10 protein-coding genes are annotated in these 12,468 nt (G+C 75.8%); 6 read left to right on the top strand and 4 right to left on the bottom strand.

Annotated features, from left to right (window positions below; genetic code table 11):
• Positions 1-121 precede the first annotated feature (121 nt).
• Positions 122-703 carry an NADAR domain-containing protein gene (locus ABT093_RS16525; protein WP_350564761.1) on the bottom strand — a complete coding sequence of 194 codons (582 nt, stop codon included), beginning with the start codon at positions 701-703 and terminating at the stop codon, positions 122-124.
• Between the two features lie 50 nt (positions 704-753).
• On the bottom strand, positions 754-2,295 hold the full coding sequence (locus ABT093_RS16530) for an alpha/beta hydrolase (RefSeq protein WP_350564763.1): 1,542 nt from the start codon (positions 2,293-2,295) through the stop codon (positions 754-756).
• Positions 2,296-2,832: 537 nt separating this feature from the next.
• On the opposite strand from ABT093_RS16530, the gene ABT093_RS16535 reads away from it, so the two are divergent.
• Both ABT093_RS16535 and ABT093_RS16540 read left to right on the top strand, forming a co-directional pair.
• Positions 2,833-4,023: a CapA family protein gene (locus ABT093_RS16535; protein WP_350564765.1), complete on the top strand. Its 1,191-nt coding sequence runs from the start codon at positions 2,833-2,835 to the stop codon at positions 4,021-4,023.
• A 147-nt stretch (positions 4,024-4,170) separates the two neighbouring features.
• Complete coding sequence (locus tag ABT093_RS16540) at positions 4,171-4,992, top strand: universal stress protein (RefSeq protein ID WP_350564767.1); 822 nt, start codon at positions 4,171-4,173, stop codon at positions 4,990-4,992.
• A gap of 95 nt (positions 4,993-5,087) precedes the next feature.
• Here ABT093_RS16540 and ABT093_RS16545 read toward each other — a convergent pair whose 3' ends face one another.
• Together ABT093_RS16545 and ABT093_RS16550 are read right to left on the bottom strand one after the other, a co-directional pair.
• A complete protein-coding gene (locus ABT093_RS16545) occupies positions 5,088-7,079 on the bottom strand; it encodes a hypothetical protein (RefSeq protein WP_350564769.1) in 1,992 nt (663 codons plus the stop codon).
• A 383-nt stretch (positions 7,080-7,462) separates the two neighbouring features.
• Positions 7,463-8,806 carry an SMI1/KNR4 family protein gene (locus ABT093_RS16550; protein WP_350564771.1) on the bottom strand — a complete coding sequence of 448 codons (1,344 nt, stop codon included), beginning with the start codon at positions 8,804-8,806 and terminating at the stop codon, positions 7,463-7,465.
• A gap of 307 nt (positions 8,807-9,113) precedes the next feature.
• Here ABT093_RS16550 and ABT093_RS16555 point away from each other — a divergent pair, with 307 nt between their 5' ends.
• From ABT093_RS16555 to ABT093_RS16570, 4 genes are all read left to right on the top strand, one after another.
• Positions 9,114-9,755: a dihydrofolate reductase family protein gene (locus tag ABT093_RS16555; RefSeq protein WP_350564773.1), complete on the top strand. Its 642-nt coding sequence runs from the start codon at positions 9,114-9,116 to the stop codon at positions 9,753-9,755.
• Between the two features lie 4 nt (positions 9,756-9,759).
• The gene (locus ABT093_RS16560; protein ID WP_350564775.1) at positions 9,760-10,602 is read left to right on the top strand and encodes an alpha/beta fold hydrolase; all 843 of its coding nucleotides are present in this window, start codon (positions 9,760-9,762) and stop codon (positions 10,600-10,602) included.
• 243 nt (positions 10,603-10,845) lie between these two features.
• Positions 10,846-11,298 carry an AraC family transcriptional regulator gene (locus tag ABT093_RS16565; RefSeq protein WP_350564777.1) on the top strand — a complete coding sequence of 151 codons (453 nt, stop codon included), beginning with the start codon at positions 10,846-10,848 and terminating at the stop codon, positions 11,296-11,298.
• Between the two features lie 138 nt (positions 11,299-11,436).
• On the top strand, positions 11,437-12,420 hold the full coding sequence (locus ABT093_RS16570) for an LLM class flavin-dependent oxidoreductase (protein WP_350564779.1): 984 nt from the start codon (positions 11,437-11,439) through the stop codon (positions 12,418-12,420).
• The last annotated feature ends 48 nt before the right edge of the window (positions 12,421-12,468 follow it).

Consider the following 12,468-nt stretch of genomic DNA (forward strand, 5'->3'; position numbering starts at 1 on the left):
CGGCTTCGCCCGCCACTCCCCCCGCCCACTCCCCCGGTCACCGCCGCCGGGGCGACGGGGCGCAGGGTGTCCCTCCTCGCCGAGGTGCGACGGGCTCGGTGGGGTTGCGCGCCCGGCAGGCTCACACCCCGAGAATCCCCGCTCGTCGCGCCTGCAGTTCGGAGCGGACGAGTTCGAGGACGCGCCCTGACCAGTTACGGCCCCGGCCGGCGTTGTCGCCCCAGAAGGCCGAGTTCATGTCGTCGTAGATCAAGGTGGCGTCGTCCGTCGCCAGCAGGACCTCGGCCAGCTCGGGGTGCTGGTCGTACTTGGCGCGCAGCAGGCGCGTCATGACGGCGGTTCGGGCGTGTTCCCAGCCCTCGCGGCGGGGGGCCTCGGCCGCGAGGGTGCGCGCCGCGGCGGCGGTCCCCGCCGCGGCGATCGCGTGCCGGGTCTCGGGCTCGGCGGCCGACAGGGCCCAGTAGGCGTGGGCGACGGAGGGGTAGTCGGTGTCCGCGACCGTGATCGGGGCGGGGTAGTCGTGGCGCAGGCCGAGCTTGCCGGGATCGTCCACCGGCTTGCTCGGGAACGAGTGGTAGAGCTTGACGGCCGGGGCGCGCGGTTCCGCCGGTCCGTCCGCGGGGACGCGGGTGCGCGCGGCGGTCACCACGCGCAGCCGGGCACGCTGCGGGTCTTCGGGGGAAGGCGGGAAGGAGGCACGCACGCGGAGCCGGCCTCGCGGACCCCGTGGGGGCCGCGAGGCCGGCTCTCTTCCTACCGGCGGCGTGACGGGCGGGGTGACGGGCAGTCGGCGTCGCGGGCGGGGAGGACGCCGTCGAGGAGGTAGCGGTCGACGGCGGCGTCCACGCAGGTGTCGCGGGCGGCGAAGAGGCCCGCGTAGACGGTGTGGCGGTAGGCCCCGCGCAGGGTCACGAGCCGCGAGCCGGTCAGGGCGCGGTGGGCGGAGAGCTGGCCGGGGTAGGTGGCGGCCGGGTCGCCGTCGGCGCCGACCAGCAGGACCGGGACGGCGTTGCGCACCCGGGTGGGCGGTTCCGCGGGCTCGGCGGGCCAGAAGGTGCAGGGGGTGAGGTTGCGGGTGAGCGGGCCGAACAGCGGCTCGTCGGCGCGGTGGGCCTGGATGTCGCGGTAGTAGGCGAGCGGGTCGCGCGAGGCGGCGCGGTCCGCGCACATGATCGCGGCCTGCGTGGCGGCGTAGCCTCCGGTGTCGGGGGCCGCCAGGCCGGTCAGCACCGCCTCCAGCAGCGCGGTCGGCCGGGCCGGACGGCCTTCGGCGGCGTCGAGCAGGACGCGCGCCAGGGCGGAGAACTCCTCGTAGGCGGCGGCGTCGTCGCCGGCCGACACCGTCCACAGCACCTGCGGCAGCGCCCGGGCGTCGACCCGGTGGGCGCCGACCGCCAGCGGGGCGCGTTCGGCGGCCAGGCGCACCCGCTCGACCGAGGCCAGCACCTCGGCGGTGGTCGCGCCCAGGTGGTGGCGGTCGTCGTGGCCGGCCGCCCAGGCCGCCCAGGCGGTGAGCGCGGCCCCCATCGCGGGGCCCTGGGTGGCGGTCAGGTCGGGGCCGAAGCGGTCCGGGTCCATGGCGGCGTCGAACACCGCCCGCCCGACCCGGTCCGGGAACAGCTGGAGGTAGACCTCGCCGAGGTAGCTCCCGTAGGACGAGCCGAGGTAGGCGATCGTCGGCTCGCCGAGGACGGCGCGCACCAGGTCCAGGTCCCGGGCGGTGTTGCGGGTGGAGGCGTGCGGCAGCAGGGCGCGGTACGGCGCGCAGCGGGCCGCGAGGTCCTTGGCGAGCTCGGCGGCCCGGTCGAAGCCCAGCCGGTCGGGGCCGGCCGAGCCGGGGCCGGCCGTCGGCCAGCCGCAGTCGAGCGGGGTGCTGGCGCCGACGAAGCGCGGGTCCATGCCGACGATGTCGTAGCGGGCGCCGAGGGCCGGGGCGGCCTGCCGCAGGGCGAGGGCGAGGTGGCGGGCGGGGACTCCGGGGCCGCCGGGGTTGTAGAACAGGGTGCCCAGCCGGTGGGCGGGGTCGGTGGCGGGCAGCCGGGAGAGGGCGACGCTGAGCGTCCGTCCGTCGGGACGGCGGTAGTCGACGGGGACGGTGACCTCGGCGCAGCGGGCGCCGGCGGCGTCGAGCTCGGCGCCGGCCGCGTCGTCCGGGCCGGTCGCGCAGGCGTGCCAGCGCGGCTGTTGGCCGCGCAGCGTGGCGAGCGGGTCCGCGGCGGCGGTCGCGACCGGCGCGGTGAGGAAGGTCAGGGCCAGCGCCGCCACGGCGGCGGCCGACTTGGCGGCGCGGATCACGGTGTTTCCCCTCGGGTGCCTCGGCGGGCCGTCGGGGCGACCGTAGGGTGCCCCGACGGCGCGACGCATCCGCCTGCGGTAGCGGACTCCCCCGCCGAAGTGCCCCTCCCCCGCTACGACTTCAGGACCACCCGCGGTCGGGAGCGACACGCGGCCTACCGCCGACCGGAGGTGGTTTCCAGACGAACGGCTCAGCTGCGGGCGCGGCTCCTCGCGGATCGGGACGTCCTGGTGAGGGCGCAGCAGCGCCCCCCAGAGGGTCCCACCGCACGGAAGGAAGCAGGACTTCGTCGACATCGCGGCGGCCGTCCACCGTCGCTGAGCGCCGGCAACCGGTGCCGGCGCGGTGTGCCGGGGCCGGCCGTCGACCTCGTCGCGGCGGGAACGACCCGAACGCCCCCCACAGGGCGTCAAGTCCTTCCTGCCCCCCCGACCGCTCCCTCGGGTGACCCCAGGGCGTGGGGGCCGGGCCGGGCCGCCGGGGCGCCGCATAGTCGGAGTATCAGCAATACCGTCCGATCATGAGATGAGCCGACTATGCGCCTGCCCCGTCGACCGGCCCTCGTGGTGTCCGTCCCGCTGCTCCTCGTCGCCGCGGGCTGCGGCTCCCCGGCCGCCGGCCCGGGTGCCACACCGACGCCCGCCGCCGCGTCCCCGACCACGACCGGGTCCCCCACCGGGCCGCGCGCGTTCACGCTGGTCGCCACCGGGGACGTGCTGCCGCACACCGAGATCATCCGGCAGGCCAACGAGGACGCCGGTGGGTCCGGCTACGACTTCGCCGGGATGTTCGCCGACGTCAAACCCCTGATCAGCGGGGCCGACCTCGCCATCTGCCACATGGAGACCGTCTACGGCCCCGACGGCGGACCGTTCACCGGCTACCCGGCGTTCAAGTCGCCGCCCCAAGTCGCCCGGGCCCTCAAGGACGCCGGGTACACCTCCTGCGACACCGCCTCCAACCACACCCTCGACGACGGCCCCGACGGCATCCGCCGCACACTCGACGCCATGGACGCCGTGGGCCTCGCGCACACGGGCTCCGCCCGCGACGAGGCCGAGGGCGGGCGGCCCGCGCTGCTCCGGGCCGGCGGCGCCACCGTCGCCCACCTCGCCTACACCTACGGCACCAACGGCATCCCGCTGCCGGCGGGCCGCCCCTGGGCGGTGAACCTGATCGACCGCGAGCGGATCCTCGCCGACGCCCGCACCGCCCGGACCGACGGCGCGGACGTCGTCGTGGTGAGCGTCCACTGGGGCACCGAGTGGCAGGACGCCCCGAACGACCAGCAGCTCGCCCTGGCACGCGACCTGGCCGCCGCGCGGGCCGGGGACCGCCCCGCCGTCGACCTCGTCCTCGGCACCCACGCCCACGTCCCGCAGGCGTACGAGAAGATCGCGGACACCTGGACCGTCTACGGCCTCGGCGACCAGCTGGCCGGCCACATGTTCGGCTACGACGGTGCCGAGGACCCGCGCGGCAACTGGAGCTCGATCGCCCGCTTCACCTTCACCCCGCCGGACACCCCGCAGCGGCGCTGGACGGTCACCAAGGCCGAGTTCATCCCCCAGGTCACGGACCTCGGCCCGCCCTACCGCGTCCTCGACCTCCGGCAGGCGGCCCGCCGCGCCCCCGAGCGCGCCGACTACACCCGCGCCCTGGAGCACATCCGCTCGGTGGTCCTCAGCCGGGGCGCCGCCTCGGCGGGCCTCACCATGGCCCCCTGAGGTCCGGCGTCACGTCGCCGGGGCCCCTCACGGCGGGCGGGCAGGGCGGCACGGCCGGGGCGGCCACCGCTCGCGCTCCGCGCCGGGCGGCGCGCAGCATGGAGAGGGCGGCCCGCCGGTGGCGGGCGGCGGGATCGGAGGCGGACCGTGGCACGTGACCGGATCATCACCGGCTTCGACGGTTCGGAGCCCAGCCGGGCCGCCGCCCGCTGGGCGGCGCGCGAGGCCGTTCGGCAGGGGCTGCCGCTCGACGTGCTGCAGGCCGGTTCGCGGGGGCCGGAGCGGGCGCCCACGACCGAGGCCGACGCGCTGCGGACCCTCTTTCCCGGCCTGGACGTACGGGTCTCCCAGGCGCCGGACGACGCGGTCTCCGCGCTGGCGGCGGCCTCGGAACAGGCCGTGCTGCTGGTGCTCGGGTCCCGCGGCCTCGGCTCGCTGCGGGGCTTCCTGACCGGTTCGGTGAGCCATCGGGTCCTCGGCGCGGCGCGCTGCCCGGTGGTGCTGGTGCGGGGCGGCGCGGGCGCGCGACGGGCGGAGGAGCCGGGCGGCGTGACCGCGGGCGTGGACCTCGCGCATCCGTGCGATCCCGTGCTCGACTTCGCCTTCCGGACCGCCGCCCGTCGCCGGGACCCGCTCACCGTGGTGCACGCCTGGGGGCCGCCGGCCGGCACCGAGTACCTGCATTTCGGCTCCATCGGCGGCCTGGAGAAGCAGCTGGCCGCCGAAGCGCGGCAGGCGCTCGGCATGGCGCTCGCCCCCTGGCGCGAGCACCACCCGGAGGTCGCGGTGTCCACCGAGGTGCTGATGGGCCACGCCGGGATCACCCTGGTCGACGCGGCCGCCGGATCCGGCCTGCTGGTCATCGGGGCCCGGCACCACCACAACCCGCTGGGCGCCCACCTGGGCCCGGTGGCCCACGCGGTCGTCCATCACGCGCCCTGCCCGCTCGCCGTCGTGCCCCTGCACTGATCCGCCGGCCGCACCACCGGCCGGATCGCCGTGCCGGGCCCCGCCCACCACACCACCGTGGGCAGGGTCCGGCGCGGCGGACGGTCCTGTCGCCGTCAGGCGAGCTTCTGGCAGAGCAGCGCGTACGGCCGCGCCGCCCACAGCTGCCACCAGGGCTGGCCGTAGGCCACCCCCGCGACGAACTCGTCGTCCGCGCACTGGCCCTTGGCGAAGCCGTACGCGAAGTCACCGCCCCCGGCCACCGCGGGGCGGTTGTCGCCGTCGTCGAAGCGGAGCGTACGGGTCGACGCCCCCGGCGGGGTCGCCGACTTCGCGCAGAGCACGCCCATCGTCCGGCCGTTGCGGCTGTAGCCGGACACGAAGGAACCGGCGGGGCACTGGGCCTTGGCGTACCCCGGTGCCCAGTCGGTCGTCACGTAGGTGCCGCCGTGGTCGACGGCGTACGCGCGGCCGGCGTCCCAGAGGTCCGCCTGCGTGACGTCCGTGCACAGGCCGTCGTCACCGCCGTGGCTGAGCCCGATCAGCCGGCTGCCGTCCGGGCAGGACGCCTTGAGGGCGTACGGGTCCCAGTCCGGTCGGGTCTTCAGGTGGGCGGAGCGGTTGTCGTCGGCCAGGCCGGAGCTGAGCGGGGTCCAGTCCACGATGCGCGGCGGGTTCGGGCCGGTGCTCACCGAGGCCAGCCGCCATTCGCGGTGGAAGGCGAGGAAGGGCAGGTCCGCCGAGAGGACCGGGGTGCCGAGGATGGCGAGCTTCGCCATCAGGGCCCCGTTGATGTCGAGTCCGCCGTAGAGCACGGCCGTGCCGTTGACCTCCGGCGCGCTGCCGGCGCCGTCGAGGACGACCGAGCCGCTGACGGCGGCGCGCAGGTACGGCTCGATCGACGCCTTGACGCCGATCGTGTCGTACAGGGCGATCGAGCCTTCGGCGAGCAGACCGGCCTTCGCCGAGGCGGAACCCCTGAGGTCGAGGCGCAGCGGGGTGACGGTGGAGGTCCCGGGGTCGGTGGTGGTGGTCCAGCCCGGGCCCTTGACGTAGTCGGAGTGGACGCCCCACCGGCCGTCGTAGGCCTGCTCGGCGTCGAGGGTGACGGTGCCGTCGGCGGCGATGTCGGCGGAGAGGGTGAAGGTGAGGTTGATGACGACGGGCAGGGGACCCACCATCACCACGGGGCTGGCGCTGTACGTGGCCAGCGGTATCCGGGCGGAGGTGGCGCCCGCGAGGCTCCCGCTGACGCGCCAGTCGGCGTGTGCGCCCAGGCTGAAGCCGATCCGGGCCTGCTGGGGGTCGATCAGGCCGAGGCCGCCCTGGTAGGAGAAGTCGACGGCCGGGGTGAGCGAGACCGAGCCGGAGAGCGTCACCGAGGACCCGTTCGGCAGCGGGACGGTGGCGTCGGCGCTGAGCCCGAGGCTTCCGGAGACGGAGCCCTGGCCGCCGGCCGGCCCGAGGTCGGTGGTGACCTGGACGCCGCCGAGCCGGGGCTGGACCTGGAACGCGCTCGGGCTGACGGCGCTGTGCAGGCTGGTGCTGGTCGCGCCGAGCAGTTCGGGGAGGGTGGCCGGGCGGGTGGTGACGGCCACCGTCCCGTCGGCGGCCGGCTGCACGCCGGTGACGGCGACCAGCGCGCCGTGCGGGGCCGCGGGGGTGGGCGGGCTGTCGATCAGCTGCCCGGGCCGGACGGCGGCAGCGGCAGCGGCGGCGGCGCCGGGGGCTTCGGCCCGGAGGGACGGCGCCTGCGGAGCGGTGGCGGCCGGTGCGAGCACGGCGGTGCCGGTGGCCGGGTCGTAGGAGGAGAGCGCGACGCCGGGGTCGGCCGTGGCGGTGGCCGGCGCGCCGCCCTGCGCCGGGGTCGCCAGGGTCGCCGCGGCCGTCCCGGACGCCGGGGGTGCCAGCGTCGCCGGTGCGCCGGGCGATGTGGCCGAAGCGGCCGTCTCGGTAGTCGAGTTGGTCGTGGTGGTCGTGGTGGTCGTGATGGTGGTGGTGCCGGCAGCGGCGGCCGGTGCTGCCGCCGCTCCGTTCAGGACGGCGCCGCAGAGGAGGAGCACGGTGGTTGTCGCGGCTGCTGACATCGTCAGCTTGCGCACGGTCACGTGGAGGGTCCCTTCCGGTCAACAATGCTGGATCGGGGGTGACTTGTGGCGGGGCGCACGGCCCGGAGCAGCCGCACGCCGCTCCTGACCGACGGGTAACTTAACATTCGTCGACCGCGCCACTGCCCGGTTTCGCATGGTTCCCGGATCGCCATGACCGAGATTTCACGGCCCTGGAACAGACCTTTCCCCCATGGTTAACGCACCGTCAGCACACCGTGCCCGGCGAGCCCGCACACCTCCGGGACCGACCTGGCCGCCGGCGCCCGGGTGCCGGAGGACCCCGGGCCGTGCCTGCCGCGGCGCGGGGCGACCTCGACCGCCGTGTGCATCGCGGCTTCCCTCCGGATCGAGTTGGCCTCCGTCCCGCCGGTGGCGCGGGGCTACGACAGGGGGCCGAGGTCGCCGTTGATGACCGTCTCGGTGGTCAGCGGGCGGTCCCAGAGGGCGAGGATCTCGTCGGCCAGGGCCACGGCGAACCTCGGGTCCTGATGCCCGAAGCGCTGGAACGAGGCGGCCGAGAGGCTGCGCGGCACCGCTCCGGCGTCGAGCAGGACGCGCCAGTCCTCGGGCGCGAGTTCGAGGAACTCCAGGCCCGTCAGCTCGGCGATCTGCAGCGGGTCGGCGAGCGTGCCGGGGGCGGCGCGGAGCGTGCGCAGGCGGGGCAGCCCGACGAGGGGGGCGAGGCTCAGGGGTGCGCCGGTGCGCGACACGATGCTCAGGACTTCAAGCGCCGGCTGGGCGACGGCCTCGATGCTCCCGGCGCTCCCGTCGTGGACCATGGCCGTCAGCGGCGGCTTCTCCCAACGGTGTCCGGTGTACCAGGTGCGTTCGGGGCCGAGGACCAGATCGGTCAGCGAGTCGGCCCACAGCGACGCGCCGACGGCCTGCTCGTGGTCGAGCACGACGATCTGGCCGAGGTGGCCGCGGGGGCCGGGCGTCAGGTCGACGACGACCTGGTCCCCTCCGCCGGTGTCGCCGATGACGATCCACCCCGGGGAGCCGACGAGGTCCTGCACGGCGTCCTCCGGTCCCGTGAGGACGGCCCCCGTCGCCGCGTGCTCCCAGGAGAACGACGAACGCATCGACAGGTCGGCGACGAAGAGGTGCTCCAGGGGGATCGGGTCGAAGCCCACCGCGCCGAGGACGCGCTGCTCGGCCTCGTGGTCGTCCCGCCAGTCCTCCCACCGCGCGCGCGTCACCCGGTGGAGCGCCTTCACCTCCTCGGGCAGTGTCAGCCCCAGGCGCTCCTCCGCGGCGGCGATCTCCTCCTCGGTGGCGCCGATCGCGTCCGGTATCAGGTCGCGGAGCCTGCGCTCCAGCAACTCCGGGTCGGCGGACGGGGCCGGCCGGGCCCCGTCCACGGGTTCGGGCAGGCGCCGCCACGGCTCGGGGACGGCGCCCTCGACCAGGGTCAGCGCGCCCAGCACGCTGCCGACGGCGTCCTCGGTCGCCGCCGTGCGGTCGAACAGCCGGAGCACCACCGCTCCGCTCGGCGGAATCCGGGCGGCGAAGCCCATGTCCGTCATCCCGGCCGAGGCGAGGGCGGTCCTTACCCGCTCGATCGCGTCGCGCGCCTCCCGGTCGTCCGTCAGCGGCACGTCGTCCGTGTCGCGGCCGATGCTCCCCGACACCTGCCCTCCCGGCGCGGCCGCCTCCCGCGCGTGTGCGGTCCGCAGGAGCCGCAGCAGCGGCTCCCAGGTCGTGAAATCGTACGGCGAGGACACGTCGGTCTCCGGGTCGGTGTGGTGATCGCGAACGCCGATGATTCTGCCCGGCGCCTGTGACAGCCCGACGGGCGGAGGCGGCCGTCGAGGGCGGCGTCCTCCTTCACACGAACGGGTCAACCGGCCACCCGCCCCGGCGAGCGCCTGGCGCTACGCTCGCAGCGTGGAGCCGCCGACCGTCCGCCCGGTCCGGGACACCCACGGGGCCGCCGGGCGGGGAAACCGGGTGCCGACGCGGCGATGAGTTTTCCGGCCCCGGCAGGTCTACATCGCGAACCGGGACGACCGACTCATCGGGAGTACAGACATGGGCCTCATCCACATCGAACTGTTCACGACCCTCGACCTCGTCGGGCAGGCGCCCGGCGGACCCGACGAGGACCCGGAGGGGTTCCCGTTCGGCGGCTGGCAGGCGCCCCTGCTGGACGAGGCCACCGGGGCGCAGATCCTGGCCGCGTACGAGGGCACCGACGCCCTTCTGCTGGGCCGGCGCACCTACGACCTCTTCGCCTCCTACTGGCCGCACCAGCAGGAGGGCGAGATCGCCGAGCTCTTCAACCGCGTCCCGAAGTACGTGGCCTCCCGCGGCACGCCGGACCTCCCGTGGGCCGGGTCCACCCGGCTCGGCCCGGACCTGGCGGGCGCGGTGCGCGAGATCCGGGACCGGCACCAGCACGTGAAGGTCGTCGGCAGCCTGGACCTGGTGCAGTCCCTCCTGCGGGAGAAGCTCTTCGACCGCCTCGACCTGTGGGTGCACCCGATCGTGCTCGGCGTCGGGAAGAAGGTGTTCGACGGCGGCGCGGTGCCCACGAACGTCACGCTCCTCGAACCGCCGGTGGCCGGCCCCACGGGCACCGTGTACCTGCGCTACGGGCTCGCCGACGGGACGCCCGCGACGGGCGACATGAGCGCGCCCGACCGCGGTCTCGGGCACGACGGGGCCCGGTGATCCGATGACCACCGTCCATGTCAACGGGACGGACCTGGGCGTCGAGTCGTTCGGCGACGACGGCGCGCCGCTCGTCCTGCTCGCGGGCGGGCCGACGATGCTCTCCTGGCCCGACGCGCTCTGCGAGCGCCTCGCCGCCGGCGGGCGGCGGGCGGTCCGCTACGACCTGCGCGACAGCGGGGAGTCGACGGCGGCCGATCCGCAGGCACCCGCCTACACCCTGCGCGACCTCGCCGCCGACGCCGCGGCCCTCGCCGACGCGCTCGGCGGCGCTCCCGCGCACCTCGCGGGGATCGGTGTCGGCGGGATGGTCGCCCAGGTGGCCGTGCTCGACCATCCGGACGCGTTCCGCGCGCTCACCCTGGCCGGCACCCGCCCGGTCGCCCCCGGCCCGCCCGACGGCGACCTCCCCGACCACGACCCGGCGACGATGAGCCGGCTGTTCGCCCGTCCGCTGCCCGACTGGAGCGACCGCCGGGCGGTCGCGGAGTTCGCGGGCGCCGCCGCGGAGATCCTCGGCGACGACCCCGCCGCCGCGCGCGCCGTCGCCGCGCGCGTCTGGGACCGCACGCCCGGCACGGCGCCCCCGGTCCAGATGGCCAACCAGATGGGCCTGGTGTTCTCCAGGCTCGACTGCGCGCCCCGCTGGCGCGAACGCCTGCCGGGGATCGCCGTCCCCACGCTCGTCGTCCACGGCCGCCGCGACCGCTTCTTCCCCCTCGGCAACGGCGAGGCGATCGCGCACGCGGTCCCCGGAGCACGGCTGCTCGTGCTCGACGGGGCCGCCACCGCGATCCCCGCCGCGGCGGTCGGCGAGATGGCCGAGGCGATGCTCGGACTCGGATAGCGGGCCGCGGGTTTCGCCGAATTCCGGCCGGACGGGCGACGGTCCGTCGACATCGCTCGAATTCCCTTTCATCGCCATGGTCCGGCCGGACCTCCGACTCCTCCCGTTCGCCACCGAGCGCTGCACCAAGGGCCGGTCAGGTCAGCGGGCCGACCGGCATGACGGAATTCAAAAAGCCCGCCGATTTCGTTTTTATACCTTGCTACCGTCTCCTCCACACCACCCGAGCGGAGGATGATTCACGTGTTCACGCTGGAAATGATCGAGGAATCCCGCATCGCCTATTCGAGGCGCACCGGCCCCTATGGCGAGGCGAACGGGATCCGGATGGAGGAGCTCAAGTCCTGGGCCGCCGCCCACGGTCTGCTGCGAGCCGACTCCGCCGTTCTGGGCATCGCCCATGACGACCCGTCCCGCACCCCGCCCCACGCCTGCCGCTACGACACCTGCCTCGTCGTTCCCGAGGACACCGCGGTGCGAGGCCCCGGGATACAGGTGGCCCGCCTCGCCGGCGGGCGCCATGCCGTCCTCACCGCCGCCCACACCCCCGAGGGCCTCGCGCGGGCCTGGGCCGGGCTGTTCGACGGTCTCGCCGCCCAGGGCCTCGCGTTCGACGCCACCCGGCCCGTTCTGGAGCGCTACCGCCCCGCGCTGCTCGCCCGGCACCTGTGCGAGATCTGCGTCCCCGTCCGCTGATCCGCACCCGTCCGTACACCCGGCCGGGCACCTCGCGCCCGGCCGGGGCTGGACACCGCGGTCGCGGCGCGATCGACTGATCCTCACCGGCTCGCAGGCGGAGCCGGCCACCGGCCCACCGCACCCCCGAGGAGCCGCATGCCCCGCACCGACACCCACCGCCGCCGGGTCGGCGTCCTGCTGCCCCGCGACCTGCCCGCGCACGAGCTGGTCCCGTACGCGCGTCGGGCCGAGGAACTCGGGTTCGACGAGGTGTGGGTGGTCGAGGACCTCGGCTACCGCGGTGGCATCGCGCAGGCCGCGACCCTCCTCGCCGCCACGGGGCGGATCACCGTGGGAATCGGCATCATGCCGGCCGGCGCCCGCAACGTCTGCTTCACCGCCATGGAACTCGCCACCCTCGCCCAGCTCCACCCCCACCGGCTGATCGCCGGCATCGGCCACGGCATGCCCGACTGGATGCGCCGGATCGGCAGCTGGCCCGAGAGCCCGCTCACCCTGCTCCGCGAGTACGCCACCGCCCTGCGCGCGCTGCTGCGCGGCGAGCCCGGCCCCGCGGACGGCCGGTACGTGCGGTGCGAGGGGGTGGTGCTGACGGAGGTCCCGCACGCCGTTCCGCCGGTGGTGCTCGGTGTGCGCGGGCCCAGGTCGCAGGCCATGGCGCGGGAGGCCGCCGACGGGCTGCTGCTCGCCGAACCGTCCGCCCCCGCCTACATCACCGCCTCGCTCACCCGTCCCGGCGCCGCCGCAGCACCGGAGCCGGAGGTCGTCGTGTACGACATCGCCGCCGTCGACGACGACGAGGACGCGGCCCTCGACCGCGCCCGGACCGGACTCTCCGCGATCGGCGAACCCGACTGGGCGCCCCACATCGACCCGCTGCCCTTCGCCGCCGAGCTGCGCGCCCACCGGGCCGCGAGTTCCGGTCCCGAGGAGTTCGCCCGCACCCTTCCCGCCGACTGGGTGCGCGCCCTCGGCGTGACCGGGACCCCCGCCCAGGCGCGCGCCGCGATCGCGGCCCGGCACGCCGCGGGCGCCACCTGCGTCGTCCTCTCCCCCGCCGGCCCCGATCCGGTGGCCGCCCTCGACTCCCTCGCCCGCGCCCTCCCCGATCGCCCCTGACCGCCGCCGGGCGGGACCTCGTACGGGCGACGGGAGACGGGGCGCGGT

The sequence above is a fragment of the Kitasatospora sp. NPDC002551 genome (genome assembly GCF_040296005.1).
GTDB lineage: Bacteria > Actinomycetota > Actinomycetes > Streptomycetales > Streptomycetaceae > Kitasatospora.

Excerpts from the sequence above, each read along its gene's own strand:
- ABT093_RS16535 (WP_350564765.1), top strand. The coding sequence starts at position 2,833 with ATGCGCCTGCCCCGTCGACCGGCCCTCGTGGTGTCCGTCCCGCTGCTC.
- ABT093_RS16555 (WP_350564773.1), top strand. The coding sequence starts at position 9,114 with ATGGGCCTCATCCACATCGAACTGTTCACGACCCTCGACCTCGTCGGG.
- ABT093_RS16560 (WP_350564775.1), top strand. The coding sequence starts at position 9,760 with ATGACCACCGTCCATGTCAACGGGACGGACCTGGGCGTCGAGTCGTTC.
- ABT093_RS16570 (WP_350564779.1), top strand. The coding sequence starts at position 11,437 with ATGCCCCGCACCGACACCCACCGCCGCCGGGTCGGCGTCCTGCTGCCC.